Annotated in this window: 23 protein-coding genes; 19 read left to right on the forward strand and 4 right to left on the reverse strand. The window is 48.5% G+C overall.

Annotated elements, in window-relative coordinates; genetic code table 11:
• Positions 1 to 250: 250 nt before the first annotated feature.
• On the forward strand, positions 251 to 949 hold the full coding sequence (locus BCT27_RS22560) for a winged helix-turn-helix domain-containing protein (RefSeq protein WP_102396834.1): 699 nt from the start codon (positions 251 to 253) through the stop codon (positions 947 to 949).
• Complete coding sequence (locus BCT27_RS22565) at positions 930 to 1,325, forward strand: hypothetical protein (protein WP_102318795.1); 396 nt, start codon at positions 930 to 932, stop codon at positions 1,323 to 1,325. Before BCT27_RS22560 ends, BCT27_RS22565 begins: the two co-directional genes overlap by 20 nt.
• A 71-nt stretch (positions 1,326 to 1,396) precedes the next feature.
• Here BCT27_RS22565 and BCT27_RS22570 read toward each other — a convergent pair whose 3' ends face one another.
• The 4 genes from BCT27_RS22570 to BCT27_RS22585 are packed head-to-tail and all read right to left on the reverse strand — an operon-like array spanning position 1,397 to position 5,650.
• Positions 1,397 to 2,431: a nuclear transport factor 2 family protein gene (locus BCT27_RS22570; RefSeq protein ID WP_102396835.1), complete on the reverse strand. Its 1,035-nt coding sequence runs from the start codon at positions 2,429 to 2,431 to the stop codon at positions 1,397 to 1,399.
• Positions 2,432 to 2,434: 3 nt separating this feature from the next.
• On the reverse strand, positions 2,435 to 3,313 hold the full coding sequence (locus BCT27_RS22575; RefSeq protein ID WP_102396836.1) for a carbohydrate ABC transporter permease: 879 nt from the start codon (positions 3,311 to 3,313) through the stop codon (positions 2,435 to 2,437).
• A gap of 9 nt (positions 3,314 to 3,322) precedes the next feature.
• Positions 3,323 to 4,354 carry a carbohydrate ABC transporter permease gene (locus BCT27_RS22580; RefSeq protein WP_102318793.1) on the reverse strand — a complete coding sequence of 344 codons (1,032 nt, stop codon included), beginning with the start codon at positions 4,352 to 4,354 and terminating at the stop codon, positions 3,323 to 3,325.
• 51 nt (positions 4,355 to 4,405) lie between these two features.
• On the reverse strand, positions 4,406 to 5,650 hold the full coding sequence (locus BCT27_RS22585; protein ID WP_102396837.1) for an ABC transporter substrate-binding protein: 1,245 nt from the start codon (positions 5,648 to 5,650) through the stop codon (positions 4,406 to 4,408).
• Between the two features lie 439 nt (positions 5,651 to 6,089).
• Between BCT27_RS22585 and BCT27_RS22590 the strand changes: the two genes are divergently transcribed.
• The 17 genes from BCT27_RS22590 to BCT27_RS22675 all read left to right on the forward strand — a co-directional run bounded on the left by BCT27_RS22590 (position 6,090) and on the right by BCT27_RS22675 (position 24,059).
• Positions 6,090 to 7,181 carry an ABC transporter ATP-binding protein gene (locus tag BCT27_RS22590; protein ID WP_102318791.1) on the forward strand — a complete coding sequence of 364 codons (1,092 nt, stop codon included), beginning with the start codon at positions 6,090 to 6,092 and terminating at the stop codon, positions 7,179 to 7,181.
• Positions 7,178 to 7,714, forward strand: coding sequence for an ester cyclase (locus BCT27_RS22595; protein ID WP_102396838.1), 537 nt, complete (start codon positions 7,178 to 7,180; stop codon positions 7,712 to 7,714). The genes BCT27_RS22590 and BCT27_RS22595 overlap by 4 nt, the downstream gene beginning before the upstream one ends.
• 52 nt (positions 7,715 to 7,766) lie before the next feature.
• On the forward strand, positions 7,767 to 9,083 hold the full coding sequence (gene hisD / locus BCT27_RS22600) for a histidinol dehydrogenase (RefSeq protein WP_102392148.1): 1,317 nt from the start codon (positions 7,767 to 7,769) through the stop codon (positions 9,081 to 9,083).
• Positions 9,084 to 9,089: 6 nt separating this feature from the next.
• Positions 9,090 to 10,145 carry an ester cyclase gene (locus BCT27_RS22605; protein WP_102396839.1) on the forward strand — a complete coding sequence of 352 codons (1,056 nt, stop codon included), beginning with the start codon at positions 9,090 to 9,092 and terminating at the stop codon, positions 10,143 to 10,145.
• Positions 10,142 to 10,912, forward strand: coding sequence for an SDR family NAD(P)-dependent oxidoreductase (locus BCT27_RS22610; RefSeq protein ID WP_102396840.1), 771 nt, complete (start codon positions 10,142 to 10,144; stop codon positions 10,910 to 10,912). Before BCT27_RS22605 ends, BCT27_RS22610 begins: the two co-directional genes overlap by 4 nt.
• Positions 10,912 to 11,931 carry a LacI family DNA-binding transcriptional regulator gene (locus tag BCT27_RS22615; protein ID WP_017009688.1) on the forward strand — a complete coding sequence of 340 codons (1,020 nt, stop codon included), beginning with the start codon at positions 10,912 to 10,914 and terminating at the stop codon, positions 11,929 to 11,931. Before BCT27_RS22610 ends, BCT27_RS22615 begins: the two co-directional genes overlap by 1 nt.
• Positions 11,928 to 12,896 (forward strand): nuclear transport factor 2 family protein, encoded by a 969-nt coding sequence (locus BCT27_RS22620; RefSeq protein ID WP_102396841.1) that lies wholly within the window; start codon positions 11,928 to 11,930, stop codon positions 12,894 to 12,896. The genes BCT27_RS22615 and BCT27_RS22620 overlap by 4 nt, the downstream gene beginning before the upstream one ends.
• A gap of 117 nt (positions 12,897 to 13,013) precedes the next feature.
• A complete protein-coding gene (locus tag BCT27_RS22625; RefSeq protein ID WP_102318785.1) occupies positions 13,014 to 13,973 on the forward strand; it encodes a cupin domain-containing protein in 960 nt (319 codons plus the stop codon).
• On the forward strand, positions 13,973 to 14,680 hold the full coding sequence (locus BCT27_RS22630) for an alpha/beta fold hydrolase (protein WP_102396842.1): 708 nt from the start codon (positions 13,973 to 13,975) through the stop codon (positions 14,678 to 14,680). Before BCT27_RS22625 ends, BCT27_RS22630 begins: the two co-directional genes overlap by 1 nt.
• On the forward strand, positions 14,680 to 15,375 hold the full coding sequence (locus BCT27_RS22635) for an RraA family protein (RefSeq protein WP_102396843.1): 696 nt from the start codon (positions 14,680 to 14,682) through the stop codon (positions 15,373 to 15,375). Before BCT27_RS22630 ends, BCT27_RS22635 begins: the two co-directional genes overlap by 1 nt.
• A 134-nt stretch (positions 15,376 to 15,509) precedes the next feature.
• Positions 15,510 to 16,493, forward strand: coding sequence for a TRAP transporter substrate-binding protein (locus BCT27_RS22640; RefSeq protein WP_102396844.1), 984 nt, complete (start codon positions 15,510 to 15,512; stop codon positions 16,491 to 16,493).
• 164 nt (positions 16,494 to 16,657) lie between these two features.
• Positions 16,658 to 17,158, forward strand: coding sequence for a TRAP transporter small permease (locus BCT27_RS22645; protein ID WP_102318781.1), 501 nt, complete (start codon positions 16,658 to 16,660; stop codon positions 17,156 to 17,158).
• Complete coding sequence (locus tag BCT27_RS22650) at positions 17,155 to 18,453, forward strand: TRAP transporter large permease (protein ID WP_102396845.1); 1,299 nt, start codon at positions 17,155 to 17,157, stop codon at positions 18,451 to 18,453. The genes BCT27_RS22645 and BCT27_RS22650 overlap by 4 nt, the downstream gene beginning before the upstream one ends.
• A gap of 764 nt (positions 18,454 to 19,217) precedes the next feature.
• Entirely contained in the window at positions 19,218 to 20,855 is a 1,638-nt protein-coding gene (locus tag BCT27_RS22660; protein ID WP_102396865.1) for an ABC transporter ATP-binding protein, read from the forward strand.
• A 192-nt stretch (positions 20,856 to 21,047) separates the two neighbouring features.
• On the forward strand, positions 21,048 to 22,163 hold the full coding sequence (locus BCT27_RS22665) for an efflux RND transporter periplasmic adaptor subunit (RefSeq protein ID WP_102396847.1): 1,116 nt from the start codon (positions 21,048 to 21,050) through the stop codon (positions 22,161 to 22,163).
• Complete coding sequence (locus BCT27_RS22670; RefSeq protein ID WP_102396848.1) at positions 22,156 to 22,818, forward strand: ABC transporter ATP-binding protein; 663 nt, start codon at positions 22,156 to 22,158, stop codon at positions 22,816 to 22,818. The genes BCT27_RS22665 and BCT27_RS22670 overlap by 8 nt, the downstream gene beginning before the upstream one ends.
• Complete coding sequence (locus BCT27_RS22675; protein ID WP_102318776.1) at positions 22,815 to 24,059, forward strand: ABC transporter permease; 1,245 nt, start codon at positions 22,815 to 22,817, stop codon at positions 24,057 to 24,059. Before BCT27_RS22670 ends, BCT27_RS22675 begins: the two co-directional genes overlap by 4 nt.
• Positions 24,060 to 24,067 lie beyond the last annotated feature (8 nt).

Here is a 24,067-nt window from a genome sequence, read left to right on the forward strand (position 1 = left end):
ATGCATAATTTGCCATGCTAACAAGGTCTATTTTTGTCACGGTTACGCCTTAACAATAAGACATCCTGTTGAATTCCAGAATATTAGAAACGCCAGAACCACTCTCTATCACCATGAATAAATTAAATATATTACAAAAAAACCATAGGAACGCACACGCTTGCCATGCCCATTGGTTTGTTGATTTATCAACATGGTCACATATAATTTCCTGCCGTTTTAACTGGGCATTTTTAGTCATAAGGTAACGATGAAGCAGCATAACTCGATCATTCTCGGAGGGTTTCGCTGGGAAAGAGCAACCCATGCTTTAATTCCCTATGACCCGGACAGTAAGCAATTAGAACAAACAACCGAGGTACAAAGGTTGACGCAAAAACAACAGGACTTGATCTGTTGCCTTGTTGATGCGTACCCAAATGCTGTTTCAAAGAATGACATCATAATGAGTGTTTGGGGAAATGAGTTCATCTCTTCAGAAAGCCTGCCTCAACTGATCAATAGAACTCGCAAAATAATTGGAGATAAAGAGAAGTCCATTATTGTCAACATACCAACGGTTGGATACGCCATTGAGGGTATGGTTGTTTTAGAAAAAGAGGGTTTACCGAAGGAAGAAACACTTGGTAACGCGAGTACTGCCCCCTCTCAGCAACCTGCACCAACAGCAGGAGGGATTGCTCAACAACAAGCAGCAACGCCTTCGTGGTTACAACATAATGCTGTCAAATTACGCACGACAGTCATTGGCGTTTTACTCTTTCTAACGGCGCTCAATGCCTTCAATTTATATGTTGCTCATCAGGCCAAAGTAAACTTTGTTAAAGCGCGACTATCTGTTCCTTACAAAGGGCTCGAAGACACAGAAAAGACACACGTTAAAAAATTCACCATCAATGGTCTCACGTGTTTATTCAAAAGGAAGTCTCATGAGCTTAATTGCAACTAAGTTCAAACAGTGCCTTGTTGTCATTGCGATCATTAATGTCTGTATCTTCTATGTGACCGCAAAACAAACCACACATTGGACAGGAAACATAACGTCTCCGGGATACAATACCTCGACTGCAACGACACAATACAAAAATGAACTCAACATTGTGGTCACCCAATATTCTGATGATCAAGATAGGAAAAAAGATATCACTCGGAACGTGGTGACGTCTTACCAGCTATTAGGTACAAACAGCAGCCTGCTGATTAACCTCTCTAACTCAAGAAGCGATTACCATCAATATTTTCGGCTTGATGACAAATGCTCGCTAATCCTGCGCCGCCCACGTCCAGAAAACGTCCATGACCTAGCAATGGTCTGTCGTCATTGAATCGGGATTAATCCACTAGCGTGATGGCATATCGCCAAGCAAACTTCCCCTTACTTCTGCCATTGACTTGTTTATGCCCGTTGTTTTTCATCACGTTGAGTATCTGCACTGAGGTACGTGTTTCTTGCGAGGATATCGACCCCTTGTTGATAGAAGAAATGCAGTAAATCGATAAACACCCAGTTTTCAGCCAACTTATCGCCGTCACGTCGATAGATATCAATCACGCGCATATCGAAGAATTTGTCACTGGCAGGTAAACCCATAAATCCACCGGAAGGTTTCAATGAAAGGTTTGGCCAACCAAAAAAGCCTCCAAACTCACCCTCCGCAAACTTGCACACATGCCCGTTAAACACGCGTTCAGAGAAGCTTGATCTGAACACCCCTGAATGTTGCTTGGCATAACGTTCGATGGAGTAACTCGCGCCTATGCCCGTTGGCCCCCACCAGATCATGTCATCATGCCAACTCAAGGCCAGTTCTTCTTCAAGACTCAAGTTATGATCCCAGTCTCCCAAATCAGTGATCATTTGATTAATCACCGACAGTGTTTTTGCCGATGCCTCAGCGCTTTGTTCATCCAACATCAAGCCAGAATGGTTCATCGGCCCTGGTTGAATAAGCTGGGCGCCAGTTTGCGGCATAAAAGGGTTCACACCGGCTTGCACCATCAAGCCTGGAATATCCATAAACATGGCTGACTGCACGATCTTGCCTTCCACCACTTGGGTGAACTCGCAATAGCGCAGAAATGCCATCCGTCCGGTTTTGGCAATGCCGAGCCAGTCATTATCAAACAGCCCCATAAGATGCCCCATGGACACCACCCACACTGAGCCGTCAGACGCCAAGCTGTTTTCGCCCGCCATGAAAACATCCTGACGGCGTTGCAGTTTTTTCAAACTGGTTTTCAACGGTTGCCAGAATTGATCACTGACGGCGTCTTGTCCCCCTAGCTCATTGAAGGGGTGACACCCTCGCCAATGATAATCAGCGCTACAGTACGCTTCCAATACCTTCGCTACATCTTGAGTATTCGCGTCATCAAGCGCTTGATAAAAAGACAACACACGTTGCTTGGTATCTTGTAACTCTAGTGGCATTCCCTACCCCTTCACCGCGCCTGCGGTTAAGCCCGACACGATTTGTTTTTGGAAGAACAGAACAAGGAAGAACAGCGGGATCATCGCAGAGACCACCGCAGCAACGGCAAACATCACGTTCCCTTCCACCTGTGTGGTACCCAAGAAGCTCGCAATTTTCGGCACCATGGTTTGGTTATCTTGGCTCAGTAACATTCCCGTCACCGCGAAATCATTATAAGCGAGCAAGAAACTGAACAACCCTGTAGTGATGACCCCAGGCCACATGACCGGGATAATGACATGCCGGAATGCTTGGAATCGCGTGCAGCCATCGACCATGGCGCTCTCATCCATGTCTTTCGGAATATTCAAAAAGAAGGAGTGCAGCATCCAAAGTGTGAAAGGTTGGTTAATCGCGACCAACACAATGATTGTCGTGCCTAGGTATCCCCATAAATTCCATTCAAAAAAGGGCAACATATAGCCTGATACCAAGGTAATGTGCGGCATCGCACGCAGCACCAAGGCAATCATCAAAATCCACAGGGAGTATCGAAAACCAGAACGGGCCAACGCATACCCACCTAGAGTGCCTATGGTGAGTGAAATAATAACAACAGAAAAAACAACAACGAATGTATTGATCCCTGCGAGCCAAAAATCCTGCTCAATCCACGCGCCATAATATCCCTGCCCCGTAAATTCACCGCCTGTTTCGAGCAAGGTTTTCACCCCGTAAATCGCGTTCATCCAATCAGATTTCGAGAAAAAATCCGCCTGAACCTTGAACGAGCCCCATGCGGTCCAAAGGAACGGGCCTGCTGCTATTAATAGCCAAACAATCACGAACCCTATCGACAATGTTTTAAGCCAAATCGGCTTTCTACGTACTTCTTCCATGATGAACTCCTACGCCGATTTACGGTTGAAATCGCGCCATGTCCGGATGAACACAGGCATAAGCAAGATAGCCACACCAAGAATAGTGAGCATGGAGGTCGCTCCAGCGGAGCCAAACAATTGCGAATCCGTGCCGCGCAGATCGTTGAAGATCAACCAGCTTAACGACGTCGCGTGTGCCTCTGCCGCAAAACCAACAATGGGCTCAAACACACGGAAGTTATCCATCAACTGCATCAAGGCCACAAAGGTCACCAGTGGTGCCATGTGTGGCATCACGACATAGCGAATCGTTTCCCAGCGAGATGCGCCATCTATCATTGAAGCTTCCAATGTGTCCGTCGGCACTGTTTGTAATCCGGCGTAAAAGACAATGAAAGAGAATGGAATAGATGACCAAATCCCATACACAAACAGCGTTATCCATGTCAGTGCGGGTGAGGCTTTTAGGGACAAGCTGTCATCTTGGAACCAATTTTGGATGGTGGCACCAATCACGCCATCCGCATCGATCATCCAGAACAAGATTAGTGAACCAATCAACGGCGTCACAATCATGGGGAGGAGCGATAAGAAAATCGTGGGGCCTTTTATCAACTTGGGCAACGCATTCACACACAGGGCGACCACCATGCCGAAGAAGATTACGCAGGGTGTAACGATGAAGGTGTATGCCAAGGTGAAAACCAGCGCCTTGTAGAAAGGTAAATTCATCAAGCCGTTGAAGAAACCGCCTAGCGAATCTGTCGAACGCCACGCTTCTGACACATTTTCAAACGCCAAATGGCTGCGATTCGTATAGGTATCTAACCCGTTAAAACGCCCAAGGGGCTCTTCTTCACGCAGTTGGTCAGTCGCTTCTCTATCAACGGATACCGTTTTCTTACAGCCAAACGGCCCGCAGTTTTCCGTCTCAAGCACTATCTGTTCATGCTCTACGTGCAATGACTGAACGAACACCGACACAATAGGTAATGCGATGAGCAGAAACATGACCAATAAAGACGGCCACATAAACTTCATAAACGTACGATGTGGCATGGACCCACTCCTTTGCCGTTAGACGCCCCGATTCCTCTCGGGGCAACAAGATTAAAGGAAGCCCTGCTCGCGTGCAGATGTCATGTAAGCATCTTCGACATCTTTAAGCGCTTGCGCTGCCGATTCATTTCCAAGTAGAAAGTCCGGAAGTTCAGCACCTAACGCTGAATGCAACAGACCCATGTACGGCAACATCGGATAAGGATTGGCTTGTTGTTGTACCGTGCTGATGACGCCCATCGCAGACGCATCGGGTTCATAACCTTCAATCAACCACACGGCTTTTTGGGAATTTGCCTTCATCATGTCAGGGGAGATGGCTTGCACCATCACTTTGAAGGTCGCTTCGGCATCTTGCTCAGAAAGATTGCTGGCGATCGTCCAACCGTCCCACCACAACGTGGCACCTGGGGTGCCATCTGCCGTAAACGCGGGCGTATTGGTTAAAACCGTTGAACCAACAATCTCTGGCGTCGACCCTTCATCGTCTAAAATCGCAGTACCTCTAGAGCCCCACATCAACGCAAAAGCGACTTTGCCTTCTTCCCAAAGGGCTTGGGTGCTGTTGGAATCAAACGTTAAAAAATCAGGGTTGGACAATTCGGTCAGCGCTTTCAATGTGTTCAGCGCCTTTATTCCCTCAGCATTGTTTAGGTTCGGTATGGCACTACCTGGTTTAAAGAACCCTGCCCCTGTTGCACTAAATACGTTGATGAATTCTTCCCCTAGGTTCCAGCCCGTTTTGGTGTTCAACGCGATGGGGTATTTCATCAAACCGTCTTTTTGGATTTTCTTCGCTGTCGCGATCAACTCGTCATAGGTTTTAGGCGGCTGAGCACCGACTTTTTCTAACATGTCTTTACGGTAAAAAAGGTGTTGAGAGTTAGCCATGAAAGCCACCGCCATCACGCTGCCATCAATTTTTATTAACTGTGTGGGTTGCAAGCTTTGACCGTATTTCGCCACTAAATCATCGAGGGGTTGAATGAGGCCTTCATTAAGTAACGGAACAATCGAACTGGTCGACACAATCGCCGTAGAATATTTCGAGGGCTTGGCTTTCAAGGCGGCGGATTGAATGTCGCGATGACCTTTCGATTGGTTTTTGGTCACAACAACCTTGTCCGTCGCACATCGCTCAGCCATCGCCGCAACAGCATGCAATGCTGGAAAATCATTGGACAGAATACTCACGTTTCCAACATCAACACCACAGTCAATTTGTTCTGCACTGAGTGTGTGGCTGAACAAGGTGACCAATCCCGCCGCAAATGTACTTATCAGTTTGACTTTCATTTTCCTCTCCAACTTCTCAAGAAGGGTTTTCGCCTAAAAGTGACAGGCGCTAAACGCGATGTGTTTGATATCGGCTCTCTAATGAGTCCCGATCAGAAAGATTCGATTTTGATTACGTATGCAAAAATAATTATGCCTAATGACAATATTGGCAAGTGACAAAACGCAAGGGATTAACCCTCCGTTAACATCCCTAGCAGCAATTCTTTGTTGTTGATTTTATTATATTTATCAGTAATCACCTTTAAAGCGCACTCTCCGCAACCGCTTGATTACCATAATTTTCTTGGGATTGAGAAACACATATATACAAATTTATTTGTGTGATCGCACTCAAACATACAGCACAAGCATGTTTGCTCACGAGCATTTGACTGTTTATTTTGAATACGTACCCAATCAATGTAACGCAGACCGCGTTGGAACATGGAGAGCAATCATGGCAGAAGTGCAATTGCGTCATATCGACAAGCGATGGGGGGATTTTGTTGGGGTCAAAGATTTCGACTTAACCATTCCTGACAAAGAGTTTCTTGTCTTGCTTGGCCCATCGGGCTGTGGAAAAAGTACCACGATGCGCATGATTGCTGGCCTTGAAGATGCCACCAGCGGCGACATACTGATTGGCGGCAAGGTCGTGAATGATTTGGAACCAAAGGATCGTGATGTCGCCATGGTATTCCAAAGCTATGCGCTCTACCCCAACATGACCGTGTATGAAAACATTCGTTTTCCCCTCAAGGTGAGACATATCGATCCCGCGACCCATGATGAAAAAGTCATGCGGGCCGCGAAAATGGTCGAACTGACTGACTTTCTTCATCGTCGCCCTGCTGATCTCTCTGGCGGGCAACGTCAGCGTGTTGCGTTAGCCCGCGCCATTGTTCGCGAACCCAATGTGTTTTTGATGGACGAGCCGCTGTCAAACCTTGATGCAAAACTCAGGGTTTCTACCCGCGCTCAAATAAAGAACCTGTCGCACGAACTGCAGATCACCACCATCTATGTCACGCATGATCAAATTGAAGCCATGACATTGGCTGATCGTGTTGTAGTCATGAGTGCAGGCAATGTGCAGCAAGTGGGCACGCCCACTGAAATCTACAACTACCCGGCAAACACCTTTGTGGCGAGCTTCATCGGCTCCCCCGCCATGAACCTTGTGGAAGGCAAGATTCATGATGGTGTGTTTACCGCTGAAAATATGACGATTCGAGGACTAGATACCGCTTTATCTGGGGATATCACCCTTGGTTTTCGCGCAGAAGATGCCACGGTAAATCCCGTAGGTAGTTCACCAGACATCACTGAAATTAGTGGTATCAAGGCCAATGTGTTCTCTATCGAGTTGCTCGGGGAAGCCACGATGATCACCGTAAAAATAGGTGATGCACTCGTCGCAGTGAAAGCGGGTAAGGACTATTCCACTGAAATCGGTCATGTGTTTTCGACAAACATCCCCGCCTCGATTTGCCATCTTTTTGATGCAAGCACAGGCCTAAGACTCAATAACGGGAGCCAATCAGAATGAGAGGCTCAAGACCCGAACAAGCGAGTTTGACCAAAGACACCGATTTGAGCCAAACGGATGAAACACGCCGCGTTATAGAATCCATGGTTGATGGACTTAATGATCATCGAATCGGCGATATTGGTGAGTTTTTCGCAGGGACCTTTCGCTGGTTTGGCAACCAAGGCTGTGGCACTAAGGTTGGGTTAGAGGAATTTCAACGCAACTGGCAAAAGCCGTTTCAGGCGGCGTTTTCGGACAAAGTTTGCGTCGATGAAGCCCGACTTTATATGGGTGAATGGGCCGCAGCGTTTGGGCATCAAACCGCTAAACACACGGGCACGTTTATGGGTGTAGCGCCCACAAACCAAACGGTTGAAATCCGCTACATGGATTTCTGGAAAGTCCAAAACGGAAAGATTGTTGATAACTGGGTGATGGTGGATTTCCCCCATGTTCTTTCTCAACTCGGTGTTGATGTGTTTGATGGCGAAGGCTGGGAAGCGTTCGACATACACCAGAAAACACCGCCAGCACCCGCGCAATCACATTGAGCCTCTTCGCTTACTCCGTTACCGGGAAACACGATTAATAGGAAACACATAGATGGCTATCACGTACCTAAAAACAGGAAAATCTGAATCGGACAAAGTCAGCGACAACGAGAAAGTCGTTCAGATCGTTTCTGACACCTTGAAGAAAATTGAAAATGACGGTGATGCCGCAGTCAGAGAACTGGCAATAAAATTCGACAATTACGCGCCAGAAGCCTTCCTTCTCTCTGAGCAAGATATTGCAGACATCATTGCAAAGGTGTCACCTGAAGACATGGCAGATATTCGCTTTGCCAATGAACAAGTCACCAACTTTGCCCAAATTCAACGCGATTCAATGACAGACGTCGAAGTCGAAACACTGCCAGGCGTCATTTTGGGGCACAAAAACATCCCCGTTCAAAGTGTTGGCTGTTACGTGCCGGGCGGTAAATTCCCCATGGTTGCTTCAGCACATATGTCTGTCGCCACCGCCAAAGTGGCGGGTGTTCCCCGTGTGATTGCGTGTACTCCCCCTTTCAAAGGTGAGCCTAACCCCGCAGTGGTAGCAGCCATGCACCTCGGTGGGGCAGATGAAATCTATGTGCTTGGCGGCATACAGGCAGTCGGTGCAATGGCACTAGGAACAGAAACCATTGCGCCTGTCCATTTGCTCGTCGGCCCCGGGAATGCCTTCGTTGCCGAAGCGAAACGTCAGCTGTTTGGCCGTGTTGGCATTGACTTGTTTGCCGGTCCCACTGAAACCATGGTGATCGCCGATGACACGGTTGATGCAGAATTATGCGCGACAGATTTACTCGGACAAGCGGAACACGGTTACAACTCCCCTGCCGCATTGGTCACCAATAGCGAAAAACTTGCCAACGACACGCTGGTAGAAATAGATCGCTTACTGAAAATACTGCCCACAGCCGATACCGCAAAAGTGAGCTGGGACGATTACGGCGAAATCATTCTTTGTGACTCCTATGAAGAGATGTTGCAGGTATCAGAGGAAAAAGCCTACGAGCATGTTCAAGTCATGACTGATCGCGATGATTGGTTCCTTGAAAACATGACGTGTTACGGCGGCTTGTTCCTTGGCCCACGAACCAACGTGTCCAATGGTGACAAGGTGATTGGTACGAATCATACGTTACCAACGCAAAAAGCGGGTCGCTATACCGGTGGACTCTGGGTAGGTAAATACCTCAAAACACACAGCTACCAAAGGATCCTCACTGATGAAGCCGCTACGCTCGTTGGCGAATACGGCTCACGATTGTGCATGCTAGAAGGTTTCGTTGGCCACGCTGAGCAATGCAATGTACGCGTAAGACGCTACGGGAAGAAAGATGTTCCCTACGGTCAACCGGCGCCACGAGGCTGATGTTTAATGACCAACACGGCTGACAAAGCATCATGGATGAGCGGGCTTACCCGCTGGCGCGAAAGCCAGCGTCGCATCAATGTCATGGCACTTCATGATATTGCGTCTGACATGTTTAGCGAGAATGCCAGTATTCACATGTGCTATCCCTTTGGCGATCAACACGGGGCAAGCGCATGGATAAACAGCAGCTATCACGCGCTTGTCACGGCAATTCCCGATGCGGAAAGGCGCGACACCATCGTCATTAACGGGCAAGACCAACAAGGAAATAGCTGGGTGGGTTGTTGCGGATATTACTGCGGCACCTTCATCTCCCCATTTTTAGACATACCGCCAACGGGGCAATTTGTGCACATGCGGTACCACGAGTTTTACCGCATTACCCCAAATGGCATCGAAGAAGTACACGTGATTTGGGACATCGTGGAAGTCATGAAGCAAGCCAACGCATGGCCGCTGTCACCCTCACTTGGCCGAGAGGGCCTTGTCCCCGCCCCTGCCACGTTGGACGGTATCAAACCTATAAATAGCGAGCAAAGCGGTGATGACAATCTTGAAATTGTCATCCGTATGCTCAACAACCTCGGGCAGCATCCCTCGCAAGGCGGCCCTGATGTAATGAGGTTGCCGGAGGCTTGGCATGAAGATTTAACTTGGTATGGCCCATCTGGCATAGGCACATGTCGCGGTTTGTCTGGGTTTCGTCAGTGGCATCAAATCCCATTTTTAAACGCGATGCCCGATCGCGGATTGGATAATGAAGACATCACGCTGCATTTCTTTGCACAAGACAATTATGTCGCCGTAACGGGTTGGCCCAACATGCGCCAAACCTTGTCCGGCGATGGATGGTTAGGTATTGCACCAACAAACCAGAAAATCACCCTACGCAGTCTCGACTTTTGGCGCATCGAAGATAAGAAAATCAAAGAAAACTGGGTGCTTATCGATCTATTAGACATTTATGCGCAACTTGGGGTCGATGTTTTTGCGAGACTAAAAGCATTCAACACATCGAGACCGACAGGATCCGTCGCTTTGCCAAAGGAAAGGTTATGACCATATCGCTACCCATCACACCCTCTTTTGATCTTTTTAACAAACGTGCGCTTGTATCTGGTGCCTCCTCGGGTATTGGCCTGGCTTGCGCGACAGCACTCGCCAGGGCGGGCGCCCACGTCACCTTAATCGCTCGCCGCGAAGAAAAGCTATTAGAACTAAAAGAAGCCCTCGACCAAGAAGGTTATCAATCTGATGTTTTGGTGTTGGATGTCACCCAACTTGATGCGCTTGAGCAAGCTCTGAATGCGCGAGAACCTTATGACATCGTTTTAAATTCTGCGGGACTTGCGATTCATTCACCCGCGCTCGATACACAGCAAGCTGATTTCGACACGGTCTTCGATCTGAATGTGAAAGCCGCGTATTTCTTATTCCAATTTGCCGCTCGTCGTCTAATGGAAGCGCAGAAGCCCGGCAGTTTTATTAGCATTTCCAGCCAAATGGCGCACGTTGGCGGCATCGACCGTGCCGTGTATTGCGCCAGCAAACACGCCGTTGAAGGTTTCACCAAAGCCATGGCGATTGAATGGGGCAAACAGAACATTCGTGTAAATACAATTTGCCCCACGTTCATCAAAACCGAACTCACCGCAAGCACCTTCGCAGATCCAGAAAAGCTAGCATGGCTGCAAAGCAACATTAAATTAGATCGTGTCGGTGAAGTGGAAGATTTAATGGGCGCTGTGCTTTACCTCGCCTCTAGCGCTTCAGGCATGGTCACGGGAACCTCGCTCAAAGTTGACGGAGGCTGGACAGCAGAGTAATGGCAAACGATAAGATCACCTCAACCGATGTAGCAAAACATGCCGGCGTCAGTCAGTCTGCCGTCAGTCGTGTCTTTACGCCCGGCGGATCCGCATCCAAGAAAACCATCGATAAAGTCAAAAAGGCCGCCGAAGAATTAGGGTATCGCCCAAACGTACTTGCTCGCGCCATGGTGTCAGGAAAAAGCCGTGTAATTGGGCTTGTGGTTGCTTATCTCAACAATCAGTTCTACCCCGAAGCATTGGAAAAGCTTTCAAATTTATTGCAAGAACAGGGCTATCACGTCCTGATTTTCATGGCGAACAATGTCGACAGCGTGGTTGATGAAGTCATTGAAGAAATTCTGGATTACCAAGTCGACGGCATTATCGCCGCCTCCGTGGAGCTTTCGTCAGAGCTAGCCGTGAGATGCCGTTCGGTAGGCGTTCCTATCGTACTGTTCAACCGCGCCCAACAAGGCGGTGAATTCTCCTCCGTTACCTCTGACAACTTTAGTGGCGGCATGGCAGCTGCAGAGTTTCTTGTGGCAGGTGGACACAAAAAAATCAGCTACATCGCGGGACTCGAGTGCACATCAACACAGCGTGACCGAGAAATTGGTTTTCGCGCTGGCTTACAACAAGCCGGCATGGCATTGCACTCACGTGGCGAAGGCATGTTCGATATGGCAAAAGCCAGTGCGGCAACCAAAGCCATGTTTCAGGACGATCCGCCTGATGCTGTTTTTGTCGCCAATGACCACATGGCACTCGCCGTGATGGACACGCTGCGTTTCGAATTAGGGCTGCGTATTCCTGACGATGTTTCCGTAGTGGGGTATGACGATGTGCCTGCGGCAAGTTGGCCGAGTTATGGCCTCACCACCCTCGCCCAGCATGCAGACATCATGGTCAATGAAACAGTACGTATTCTGTTGCAACAAATCAGCCATGAGAACGATACCCCACAGAAAGTGGCTATCGGTTCGCCGCTCTTGGTTCGCACATCCGCAAAAATCCCCGAAGGTTGGAAATCATGAAAGGCTTTGATAGTAAGTTCACAGACTTTCCCGACTATATCTTGTCCATCACGGAAGAGATTTGGGAAGGGAGAAATATCCACTCACTGCATGACTACTATTCGTCAGACATTGTCGTGAGAACCCCTGCTGGCATTTCAATTGGCAACAAAGACGTTATCGCGCAAACCAGCTCCGTGCTCAACGAATTGCCCGATCGGGTATTACTGGGTGAGGACGTGATTTGGTCGGGGTCACCGGAAGAAGGCATGTTGTCTTCCCATCGTATTTTATCTCAAGCTACCCATAGCCGTGACGGCCAGTTTGGGAAAGCCACAGGCAAGAAACTTTGTTACCAAGTGATCGCCGATTGCCATGCCATCAACAACCAAATCAATGATGAATGGTTGATTCGAGACCAAGGATCGATCGTTCGACAGCTCGGTCATGACCCCAAACAATTCGCGATTGACCAGATCGACGCCGAAGGCGGTGCAGACAACTGCAACAAGCCTTTTACGCCAGAACAAGACACTTTAGGCCCCTACATTGGCAAAGGGAATGACAACGTCTGGGGCGACGCTTACGTCGAAACCCTGAAACGTTTGATGAGCGCGGAATACTCGTGCATTCCAGAAGATTACGATCGCGCATGTCAGGTCGCGCACCCAAGCGGTGAGTCTGGTTACTCATGGTCTGCCGTTGAAGCCTTCTGGCTCGGATTACGCGCAAGCTTTCCCGGCGCAACGTTCACCATTGAGCACCAAATTGGCCGAGAAGACCCGTTAATGCCACCCCGTGCCGCCATTCGATTTTCTCTCTATGGAAAACATGACGGTTGGGGTCGCTTCGGGCAACCGACGGGCGCGGATGTTTACGTCATGGGTGCTGCGCACGTGGAGTTTGGCCCACGTGGTATCCGACGAGAATCTGTCGTCTTTGATGAAACCGCCATTTGGAAGCAAATCGCCCTGCATACGGGATAGCTATTGCGATTCTAGAGAGCTATTGCAATTCAAAAGCGCTATTACGATTCAAGGAAGCTATCACAAAACAAGAGAGCTGCCGCAATACGAGATAGCCGCCACAACAAGGAGTGTTAGATGAAACAACCGCAATGGGTAAGGTTTGGAGACCTGATACCGTGTCGTTCCGCCTTTATCGACGCGCATACGCCGGGCTCTGATCAGAAAGAAAACTTTACCATCATTGGTGGTGGTGTGTCTGAAAGCCCCGACCAGCACATTCATATTCAAGCCACACCGGGCTTTAATATTGGCGCGGCAGGCCAACCACCGCGCTGTTTCAATTCTCTTCACTCTCACAACACGGCAGAAGTCTTTTTTGTGCTCAAAGGTCGTTGGCGTTTCTTTTGGGGAGAAACCGGCGAAGACGGAGAGGTTGTGCTCGAAGAAGGCGATATTTTCAACATTCCCACCCGCATGTTCCGCGGCTTTGAAAACATTGGCAGCGATTACGGCATGATCATGTCCATCCTTGGTGGCGATGATGCGGGTGGTGGCGTCATTTGGGCCCCTCACGTTCGAGCCGCCGCCGACGCACATGGTTTGGTATTAGGTGAGAGTGGCCGTTTGTACGACACAGAGAAAAACGAAACCTTGCCGACCGGCGAAAGCGAAATGCCACTGCCTGAAGCGCAATGGCTCAACGCCCTGCTTCGTCCAGATGCGGCAACCGTGGTGAAGCATTATGTTGCGCGCTATTGGGATATGGTCGCCATGTCGGCAAAACAGCCTGTGATCGTGATTGGCGAAAAAGGATTGCTCAAAGACAAACCAGGGTTCGAGGTGGATTTCCTCACTCGCTCGTCACTCGGCCAACAAACACAAATTGCTAAAAAAGATGTGGTGTTGATGGTGATGCGCGGGCATTGGGTGCTCGCATGGGAAGGCGAAACACTGACCCTCAATCCCGGTGACACCGTTTGGCTTCCGGAAGGAACGCCTTATACCTTAAGCGTGAATGTCTCTGGCGAAGCGAGTCTTTTCCGCGTCACGCGAACAGACGATGCAGCAGGGCTAACCTGGGCAGGTGATGCGTAATGAACAACGTCTCTCTTGAGCCTTTGGTATTTCTGCCCGGCATGATGTGTGATGAGCGCTTGTTTGCGCCACAAATAGCAGCATTCCAAACAGATCGAAACGTCATAGTGATGGATATTGCTTCTGAAGAATCCATGGCATCACTCGCCAGAAAAGTGCTCAAAAATGCGCCTGAACGTTTCGCACTCGCGGGGCTATCTATGGGCGGCATATTGGCGATGGAAGTCTATCGACAAGCACCTCACCGTATCAGCAAGCTCGCACTCATGGACACAAACCCTTGGGCAGAAATCGACGAGGTAAAAGCAGGACGACAGATCCATCTTGATCGTGTCGCCAACGGGGAGCTTCTGGGTGTCATGCAAGAGGTCATGATTCCTAAGTATCTTCACCGAGACCACCCCACCCCCTATATCGAAGCAACTTGTCTTCAAATGGCGAAAAGCCTCGGCGACGCAGCATTCGTCAATCAATCACTGGCGCTCAGAGACCGACCAGACCAACAAGACACCCTAAAGCATGTTGATGTTCCCACCTTGATTTTAATGGGTGAAGACGATCAGCTGTGCCCAAAAGACAGACATGATGCGATCAAAGCACTGATCCCTCATGCAGATTATGTGGTCATCAAAAAAGCAGGCCATCTTCCCACTCTCGAACAACCGGAGGCAACCACGCGCGCCCTTGCTGCTTGGTTGAAAAGTTAATGGACAAAACGCTCTACGAATTACTGATCAGTGTGGACACTCCTACGGTATGTAACGCCATAGAAGTCGCTCAAGGAAAGCGCGGGTTCAACGATTTCACGCGAGGCACGTTACAGGCTTCAGCGCCCGAGAGTCCCGCTATCGTCGGCTATGCAAAAACAGCAATGATTGCTGCACTAGAACCATCTAGGTTGCCCGTTGATGATGTAAAAAAACTGCGAATGGACTACTACCGATACATGTCGGAAGCCCCGTTCCCGTCCCTCGCGGTGATTGAAGATTTAGATTTCCCAGACACCATCGGTGCGTTTTGGGGGGAAATCAATACCAATGTTCACAAGGGGTTTGGTCTGAGTGGTGTATTAACCAACGGTGTGATGCGCGATCTTGGCGATTTGCCTGATGAATTTCTCGTTCTCGCTGGCTCGGTTGGCCCTAGCCACGGCTTTGTGCATATCGAGAGCATTGGAGAGCCCGTCAACGTATTCGGTTTAAACGTGTCCCACGGAGACCTCATCCATGCAGACCGACATGGCGCAGTGGTGATCCCAACTGACATCATTCCGTTGCTCGCCGACGCAATCGAAACCTTGCTCAGGAACGAACAAATCATTTTGAAAGCAGCAAGAGAAGAAAACTTCGATTTTGAACGCTTCGAACAAGCATGGGCTGAGTTCGAGCGAGTACGAACCTAACGTTTTATCGTCAGGCGATGCCCGCATTCGACGATAAGACGACCAAAAACCACCCAACACAGCCACGGGAAACAACGACACACTGCTCACAGCGAGCGGCGAAGGAATCTTACGGCTGAAAAAAGGAGTACACCATGAAACTTTCATTGATGATGACCGTCATTGCCGGATTGCTCACCACCAGCGCATCCTATGCAGATACCACCATTCGCATTGGTCACGCCACCCCAGAAGTTTCTCCTATTCATCAATCGCTTCTTTATTTTGAGGAAGAATTGGAGAAACGTTCTAACGGTGACATCGACGTTGAAATTTATCCCGGCGGTCAACTCGGCAGCGTCAGAGAGATGACCGAGTTAGTTCAGTCCGGAAACATCACCATGGCAACCGGCGCGTCGGTACACCTGTCTTCTACGGTGAATGAACTGGCCGTGCTCGACCAATTTCTGTTGTTTGCGGACGAAGACACTGCACGAAATGTACTTGATGGCGAAGCTGGAAAATCATTGGGAAGCGCCATGGAGAAACGTGGCTTGAAATCCATGGGGTTCATGGAGTTAGGCTTCAGAAGCTTTACTAACAATCGCGCCCCGCTTGATAGCTACGAGGCATTTGCGGGGTTGCGTATGCGTTCAGCTGACAACCCTATCGCAATCAGTGCATGGCGTTCTGTTGATGCCGTGCCCATCCCACTTGCGTGGGGAGAGATCTATTCGTCTCTGCAGCAAAACCTGATTTTCGGACAAGAAAGTGCTCTGTCTTCCATGCTTGTTGAACGCTTTTTCGAAGTGCAGAAATACGTGTCGTTGACCAATCACATTTACTGGCCCGAACTCTGGATGGCGAACCTCGAGTGGTACAACGAACTCAATGATAAAGACCGTCAATTGATTGATGAAGTGGCGAGAGAGACTGTCCTACTTCAACGCGATTTAACGTTAAAAACAAACAATGAAACGTTAGCCGCATTGAAAGAGAAAGGACTGACTGTCAACAGCTTACCGCTAGACGATCGTGAGCGTTTGGGTAAAACCATGAACACGGCGATTGAAGCAGACATCCGTAAAAAGGTCGGCAGTGATTTCTACGACCAGTTTATGTCGAACCTTCAACCTTAGTGATAACACAGCGCTATCACTCATAACGAGAGATAAGTCGCTCACTTAGCACTGCACTTAACACTTAGAGCACCGCGCATAGGGCTTCTCAAAGATTGAGACGCCCTGTGTTTAACTTGTGCCTAGACCGTTCTCAAATGGGTTGTCAGGGAGAGTCATCCACCATGTTTCGGATCATCGAAAAGTACTTCGAACCTACCATCATCGTCACCAGCCTCTTCGCGATCATTGTGTTGGTGTTTGCTGATGTGATCGCGCGCTTTGCCTTCTCAACCTCTATCGTTATCGCCAATGAAATCGCAAGGCTGTGTTTCGTCTACCTCATTTACTTTGGTATCAGCTACGCCATCCGTGAACATCGGCACATGCGAGTCACCTACTTTGTCGACAAGTTCTCACAGAAGAAAAAACGCATTGTGATGTTTGTCAGCGAATCCATCTTCCTCATTTACTCCGTCACGGTGTGCTACCTTGGCGTACAAATTACGCAACAAGCCATAGAGCGCGGTAAAACCTTATCAGCCACACAATGGTCAACGTCTGTGCTTTACGCCGCCATCATATTTTCGGGGTTACTGTGTAGCTTGCGACTTCTCTATTCGTTGTACCAAATTGGTGTACGTGGTGATCTGAGTCTGTACAACAGCGAGGAGAAACCATCATGACATCGCTGATTCTTTTCGCGGGTTTCTTTAGCATGTTGCTCATTGGTGTTCCGATTGGTATCGCCCTTGGCTCTGCATCGCTTCTCGCCATTATGTACATCCCTTTTCTCAAGCCCGATTTGTATGCGCTTGGGCTCGTCAGTGGCATCAACAGCTTTACCTTGATTGCCGTGGTGTTGTTTACCCTCGCAGGCAATATCATGAGCAAGGGCGGGATTTCCAAACGCTTGATCGCCGTTGCTGATACTTTATTTGGGCGCGCACCTGGGGATTTAGGTACCGTCACGATCATGGCTTGTCTCTTCTTCGCTGCCATTTCTGGCACAGGCTCCGCCACTGTTGCCGCAGTGGGCCTCGCGATGATCCCCGCCCTCGTTCAGCGAGGGTATGACCGAGCTTATGCAGGCGCAATGGTTGCCAGTGCTGGCGGCTTGGGCGTGATGATTCCACCGTCGGTGGTCATGATTGTGTATGCGGTTGCGGCGGGCGTATCAGTGACGGCTTTGTTTATGGCAGGGATTCTGCCCGGTATCGTGATCGCCATTACTTTGATCACTTACAACTACTTTCACCGCAGACAAAACCGCCATGCTCACATGGTAGATACTCGAGCACCCGCGACATACAAAGAAATCTTCCATGTACTCAATGAAGCAAAGCTCGCACTCATCATGCCCATTGTCATCCTCGGCGGCATCTATGGTGGCATTGTCACGCCAACAGAATCATCTGCCGTAGCAGTGGTGTATGCCTTGATCGTGTCTTGTTTGGTGTATCGCGAACTTCCGATGAAGCAGTTGCCTAAAATCATGCTGGAATCCGCCATGCTGGTTTCCGCGGTGTTAGTGATCATCGGGGCATCGGTGGCGTTTGGTCGCATCATCGCACTAGAGAAGATTCCAACTGAACTGGCTCAGTTCGTTCTATCAAGTACTGAAAACAAATATCTCGTGCTCGTCGCAATACTCGTGTTGCTCCTCATCATCGGCACCTTCTTGGAAACGCTCGCCTCGATTGTCATTCTGACGCCAGTGTTATTGCCAGTTCTCACCAAGCTCGACGTTGATTTGGTGCATTTCGGTATCGTGATGATCGTCGCGCTCGCCATCGGTTTCGTGACACCTCCGCTTGGCGCAAACCTCTTTATGGCGGCCCAAGTGGGAGAAATACCCTTCGAGAAAATAGCCAAGCGGATACTACCCTGGGTTATCACCTTGATCGGCGCGCTTCTTCTTATCACGTTTATTCCGCAAATATCTCTGTTTTTGCCGGCGTACTTTCTTGGATATAAATAAGTCAAAGGTTGCGTTGAATGAGAAGGCGACGGCAGAGATGAGAAGTATTTCCGTTCACTGTGACATCGAAACAGAGACATTGTTTTTGATGTCGCAGTGATCTTGCTTCATAGATACCCAACCATTTCGTCCTATCCTCCCCAGACCAATGGCGTTCAAATTTTAACCACAAGTGAAACACCATGAAAATAAATGGGAAATGGATGGGATGAGGATGAAAAATTAATGAGTGACGGGTAAAGCATTAATGAGAAATTAATGAAAAAGTATTGCCTTGCGTATTCTCAAATAAACGACATTCTCATCACTTTAACGATTTAATATATATAGGCTCAGTTCGTCACTTCTTAAAAGTTGACTTCCAAAAGAATCACCACAACAATGCCATGGTATTTATTTATTCGATAAATCAAATACACATAGTAATTACGTCATTAATTGGCTTCATTAAAAAAGGAAAGATTATGAAAAAAATAAGCTTTGCTGCGAAAAAAGGACCTGTACTGGCTACGAAGCATAAAAAGCCTACTCATCCGCCTACGCCTCCTACGCCTCCTAATCCTGGCCCTTGTTGTGGTACACCTTAATATACGCTAACGCTATATTAGGTATTAATAATAAAATGGGGATGATGTTAAATCCCCACTTTACATATTTTTTGAGGAAATGGTTTTCCTCTAAACCCGGATCGGATTGTGACCCGAATTTCTTACTTATATAAGCTCATCTATAAAAAAAGAAAGTATCATTCTTTATCTTTTCTACTGTTAGCTTTATTGCTAACAGCATTTCAAGCACCACTGCCCTACCTGTCAGGTCATCTCATTGACCAAGTGCTGCCTAGCGCAGATTCAGATTTACTGCTGAAGACCGTTTCATTGCTCGCCATTCTTTACAGCGGTTATTTGGTGACCAGTTATGTTAACGCGCGATTTCGTCTAAAGGTACGCGAAGATATAATGATTGATTTTAATCAGGATGTAATTAAAAGCATTCTGGGTTTGAATTTTAATCAGCGACTAAAAATCAACAACGGTGACCTGCTCTCGCGCGTCACAAGGGATATAGACCAGTTTGAAGTCATCATGCCTTATGGGCTATCAAGCGCTATTCACCATCTCGTCTTATCGCTCGTTTTATTAGTGATCGTTTTTTTCATGAATTGGCAATTAAGTGCCATTCTTCTTGTCTTGTTACCCGCAGCTATCCTTGTTTACATGCGATTTGACAGTGCTCTATGGTCATCGTCTAAAGATGAAACGGATGCCTCCGCAACAAAATTCACTGTCGTACAAGAAACCATTGAAGCTGATGCAGAAATAAAAATATATGATGCTGGCAATTTCTTTTCGAAATATTGCCGAAAAGCCGTTGAAGATTTAGAGCGAAAGCGCTTCACCCGTCAGTTATATGATACCAAAGTGAGCATGATTATTATGGGGATCCCCATGCTAGCCGTGGTTATCATTTGGTATCTTGGCGGTGCGATGGTCATTGAAGAACAGTTGACCGTGGGCTTAATCATCACCTATACGGCAACACTCAACTTGATGGTGCCTTCACTGATTAGGATCATTGAGTTTGCTTCAAGTATGCCTAACGAATTGACGGCGTTAATGCGCGTAAAAGAACTGGATGATTTAGCGCAAGCGCAATCTCAGCAAGATGCGGTTGACCGCGTGAGTGCCGATATCGACCCATCAACCACCATTGCGTCGATGCGTTTAGAGGGGATGAGTTTTTCCTACCAGCACGACTACCCTTTATTCACCGAGCTAGATTTGTCTTTCAATAAAGGCCAAGCACATTTGATTAACGGCGGTAACGGGGCTGGAAAATCAACGCTACTCACCATTCTAAGCGGAGAGCTCAAACCGCAATCAGGGCACATTGCACTCGACACTATACGCCTAAATGCCCTACCAAGCCGGTCTCAGTGGATTTCGATGGTGCCACAAAAGATCCACATCATTTCTGACTCCATTCGTAACAACGTGACGTTTGGCATAGACGTTGAGCAAGAAAAGATTCAAGCCGCCCTCTCTTTGGTGGGGCTCGATAAGTGGGTTGAGCGCCTCGACCAAGGCATTGATCATGTCATTAAAAATGCGCATTCAGAGCTATCAGGAGGCCAAGTCCAAAAACTAGGTCTCGCGCGTGCATTACTGCGCGATACACCGATTTTGCTAATGGACGAGCCGACGAATAACTTAGACAGTGAAGCGGTAACCCTGCTGATTGATGTTATACGTTCCCTAAAGCAGTCAAAAATTGTGGTGATTGTCAGCCATGATGACCGCCTATTTGAAGCGGTTGATCGCATCGTCTATCTGGAGAATGACAGCTTAAGTAACGCCACTCGCGTGACTGAAACTGCGCTAAAAAAGGCTAACCAAGCGTAGGTTCGTTTAACCAAGAAGCGTCATCCGTTCTCACTCGCTGACAAAGACTGAATGTTTAAGCGAAACTGAGACTTATGTTCGACACGCGAAGCGATATACTCCCCAAATGGCCTCTTAACGATATAAGAGTGAAAAGCGCTAACATCCTCGTCATTGATGAGCAGTAGGGATAGAGAATTGAGAGCACCTCTTATGAAATTGAAGCAGTCTAGTAGGCAATCCGTGAGAGGCTACTTCAAGAGCACTTTCGCTATCCTTATTCTGGTTTCTGCTGCTGCCACAGGCTACTTTTTCTATCAACAGCCCCCTCTGGAAGTGTCAGGCGTGCAAGTGCAACGCAATGACATGGCCTACATCATTCGAGTAACGGGAGAAGTGATCAATGATCGCACCGTTACTTTGACGGCCTTAGTGAACGGTCGCGTCGAACAGGTCTTTGTTGCTCATGGTGATTTGGTCAACAAAGATGACACCTTGGCCGCCATGGATAACCGCGCCTCAATCACCCGACTAAAACGCGCTAAAGCCGTCGTTCAGCAAGAAACTGTGCATTTAAGAGAGCAACAACAGCGTTACAACAGATTATCCGAGTTATCTGACAGAAAACTGGTGTCAGTTGAAGCGTTAGACCAAGCGCAGTATGAATTGGAGAAAGCAAAATCCGCCGTTGCGATTGCCCAAGCTGACGCCCAAATGCGTGTACTTGAACAAGATTGGCAAAAGCTAAACGCCCCTTTCGACGCCGTTATCGTGGATAAGTGGACCGAGTCTGGACAATGGGTCGAAGCCGGTACGGATCTTTTCCAACTCGTCGCGATTGAGGGATGGGAAATTGAAGCGAATCTGGATGCCGTTGATACAGGAAGAATTCACGTTGGTCAGTTGGTTAACGTTTCATCAGATGCCTTTCCCAACCAGCGCTGGCAAACGCAAATTCATTGGATTGGCCCCGCTATCGAGCGTACATCAGCACGCCACTTAAATACGTTTCCAGTACGCATGGGGTTAGGCGCCGATGCCCCTAAACTTCTGCTCGGGCAACAACTGGATATTGAAATCGTGATAGAAGAACGAGGCGATGTGCTTAGATTGCCCTACAGCGCCCTGCGTGAACGCGAACCTGGGCACTTTGAAGTTGCATTGGTAGAGCAAGGCGTCATTCGTTTACAACCTGTCGAATCAGGATTAGAAACGGACACACATGTTGAAATCCTCAGCGGCGTTCAAGAAGGACAACAGGTTGCCCTGTTTGATAGCGGGTATCTTGAAAATGGGCGTACAGCAAGGTTTATAACGAACAATGATTAAAATTGAATCCTTGTATAAATCTTATTTTCGAGGGGACGTCCCGTTACCTATCATCCAAGGTGTTGACCTGACTATCGCGCAGGGAGAATTCGTGACCATAATGGGTGCCTCTGGTTCAGGAAAAAGCACCCTTCTCAACATTATTGGCTGCTTAGACAACGCCGACAACGGCACCTACCATTTGGACGGCACCGCCGTTCATCTAACGGGGGATGATGGGCTCGCAGCGCTTCGTTCATCGTTAATTGGATTCATCTTTCAATCGTTTAATTTGTTATCACGCCGTGATGCTTTAGCAAACGTCATGCTTCCTTTGGTCTATCAAGGCACCCCGTCTTCACAGCGCAAAGCCATGGCTTTATCTGCACTCGAACGAGTGGGCCTCGCCGATCGCGCAACGCATTTCCCGAATCAACTCTCCGGTGGACAGCAACAACGTGTGGCGATTGCTCGAGCGTTAGTGAACAAGCCAAAATTACTGATCGCAGATGAGCCAACTGGCGCATTAGACAGCCAAACTGGGCAGCAGGTGATGGATTTGTTCAAAGCGCTACATGCTGACGGGCATACCATTGTCATGGTCACTCACGATGCACATTTGGCCGAAGCGGCTGACAGAGTGGTACACATGCGAGACGGCAGGATAGTGACATGAAAACACTCCGCATCCTGCCCGACTTGTTTAAAGAAGCACGGCTGGCCATGCTCGCTAATTGGGGCAGATCCATGCTGAGTATGATTGGCATTGCGGTCGGTATCGCCGCAGTGATGACGGTTGATACCGTCAGCACCGGTGGCAAAGCATTCGTCATGCAGGAATTAGAGACGTTTGGCCTGAAATCTGTTTGGGTATATCGGGCGTATAGCAGCAAAGACCCGCACCAGCGAATACGCACTGGAACAGGCATCAACAACAACGATTTAATCGCCCTTCAAGGTGACTGTTGTCCTTCCGTCAGTCTCATCAGTCCTGTTGTAAACCCGAGAGGTCCAGCCCCTGTCGTTCAAGCGGGTAATCGTTACAACAACGCGCAAGTCATCGGCGTTAATGTCGATTACCTCGCCATCAACAATGACCAGCTACGCATTGGAAGAGGCCTTCGAGAAGTAGAAATCAGAAATCGTAGACCAGTCGCCGTTATCGGTGAAACCGTGGCCTCAGACCTGTTTCCCGGAATGCCTAATCCCTTAGGTCGCACACTCAGAATCTCAGGTCGTGAATATCAGGTTGTTGGTATTCTGCGATCTAAAAGTCGAGATTTACTCGCGAGCATCGGCTCTGCAGGCGGGGATGTGAATAATCGCATTTTAGTGAGCTACCCGCTTGTTCAAACTCTGAATGGAAATAGCGACGTTAACTACCTACAAGTTGAAGCCACGTCGGTCGAAGCCGCTGAAGCCGCCGCTGATCAGCTAAAAGGGGTGCTCTCACGACGCTATCAAGGCGTGTTTGAATATCAAAGTGAAACCCTCGCGTCATACATCAAAACCACAGATAACATTCTTGGCGGTGTCACCATTATTGGCATTATTGCCGCCTCTAGCGCGTTGATCGTAGGGGCAATAGGTGTCGCCGGCATCATGAGTACAGCGGTTGCTGAACGGACAAGAGAAATCGGTATTCGTGCAGCAATTGGCGCGCATCGCAGCCATATCATGGTGCAATTTATTGTCGAATCAGTGCTCATTTGTTTGATTGGTGGCCTTGCGGGATTGGCTGTGGGGATGCTCATTGGGGTTGTTTTAGCCGTTTTTATCGGCTTCCCATTATTTCCGGGAATGTTAGGCATCAGTATTGCCCTTTGTGTATCAATTTTGGTTGGATTGGTTGCGGGGTATGTGCCTGCGCGAAGAGCGGCTCAAATGAAGCCAGTGGATGCGCTCAGGGATGCGTGAACAAGCCT

Source organism: Enterovibrio norvegicus, assembly GCF_002876705.1.
GTDB lineage: Bacteria > Pseudomonadota > Gammaproteobacteria > Enterobacterales > Vibrionaceae > Enterovibrio > Enterovibrio norvegicus_B.

Bases quoted from the DNA above. Each gene is read 5' to 3' on its own strand.
- BCT27_RS22645 (WP_102318781.1), top strand. From the start codon at position 16,658: ATGTTTCGGATCATCGAAAAGTACTTCGAACCTACCATCATCGTCACC.
- BCT27_RS22675 (WP_102318776.1), top strand. From the start codon at position 22,815: ATGAAAACACTCCGCATCCTGCCCGACTTGTTTAAAGAAGCACGGCTG.
- BCT27_RS22570 (WP_102396835.1), bottom strand. From the start codon at position 2,431: ATGCCACTAGAGTTACAAGATACCAAGCAACGTGTGTTGTCTTTTTAT.
- BCT27_RS22615 (WP_017009688.1), top strand. From the start codon at position 10,912: ATGGCAAACGATAAGATCACCTCAACCGATGTAGCAAAACATGCCGGC.
- BCT27_RS22640 (WP_102396844.1), top strand. From the start codon at position 15,510: ATGAAACTTTCATTGATGATGACCGTCATTGCCGGATTGCTCACCACC.
- BCT27_RS22560 (WP_102396834.1), top strand. From the start codon at position 251: ATGAAGCAGCATAACTCGATCATTCTCGGAGGGTTTCGCTGGGAAAGA.
- BCT27_RS22670 (WP_102396848.1), top strand. From the start codon at position 22,156: ATGATTAAAATTGAATCCTTGTATAAATCTTATTTTCGAGGGGACGTC.
- BCT27_RS22575 (WP_102396836.1), bottom strand. From the start codon at position 3,313: ATGGAAGAAGTACGTAGAAAGCCGATTTGGCTTAAAACATTGTCGATA.
- BCT27_RS22590 (WP_102318791.1), top strand. From the start codon at position 6,090: ATGGCAGAAGTGCAATTGCGTCATATCGACAAGCGATGGGGGGATTTT.
- BCT27_RS22595 (WP_102396838.1), top strand. From the start codon at position 7,178: ATGAGAGGCTCAAGACCCGAACAAGCGAGTTTGACCAAAGACACCGAT.
- BCT27_RS22650 (WP_102396845.1), top strand. From the start codon at position 17,155: ATGACATCGCTGATTCTTTTCGCGGGTTTCTTTAGCATGTTGCTCATT.
- BCT27_RS22605 (WP_102396839.1), top strand. From the start codon at position 9,090: ATGACCAACACGGCTGACAAAGCATCATGGATGAGCGGGCTTACCCGC.
- BCT27_RS22565 (WP_102318795.1), top strand. From the start codon at position 930: ATGAGCTTAATTGCAACTAAGTTCAAACAGTGCCTTGTTGTCATTGCG.
- BCT27_RS22585 (WP_102396837.1), bottom strand. From the start codon at position 5,650: ATGAAAGTCAAACTGATAAGTACATTTGCGGCGGGATTGGTCACCTTG.
- BCT27_RS22625 (WP_102318785.1), top strand. From the start codon at position 13,014: ATGAAACAACCGCAATGGGTAAGGTTTGGAGACCTGATACCGTGTCGT.
- BCT27_RS22580 (WP_102318793.1), bottom strand. From the start codon at position 4,354: ATGCCACATCGTACGTTTATGAAGTTTATGTGGCCGTCTTTATTGGTC.
- BCT27_RS22630 (WP_102396842.1), top strand. From the start codon at position 13,973: ATGAACAACGTCTCTCTTGAGCCTTTGGTATTTCTGCCCGGCATGATG.
- BCT27_RS22610 (WP_102396840.1), top strand. From the start codon at position 10,142: ATGACCATATCGCTACCCATCACACCCTCTTTTGATCTTTTTAACAAA.
- hisD (WP_102392148.1), top strand. From the start codon at position 7,767: ATGGCTATCACGTACCTAAAAACAGGAAAATCTGAATCGGACAAAGTC.
- BCT27_RS22635 (WP_102396843.1), top strand. From the start codon at position 14,680: ATGGACAAAACGCTCTACGAATTACTGATCAGTGTGGACACTCCTACG.
- BCT27_RS22620 (WP_102396841.1), top strand. From the start codon at position 11,928: ATGAAAGGCTTTGATAGTAAGTTCACAGACTTTCCCGACTATATCTTG.
- BCT27_RS22665 (WP_102396847.1), top strand. From the start codon at position 21,048: ATGAAATTGAAGCAGTCTAGTAGGCAATCCGTGAGAGGCTACTTCAAG.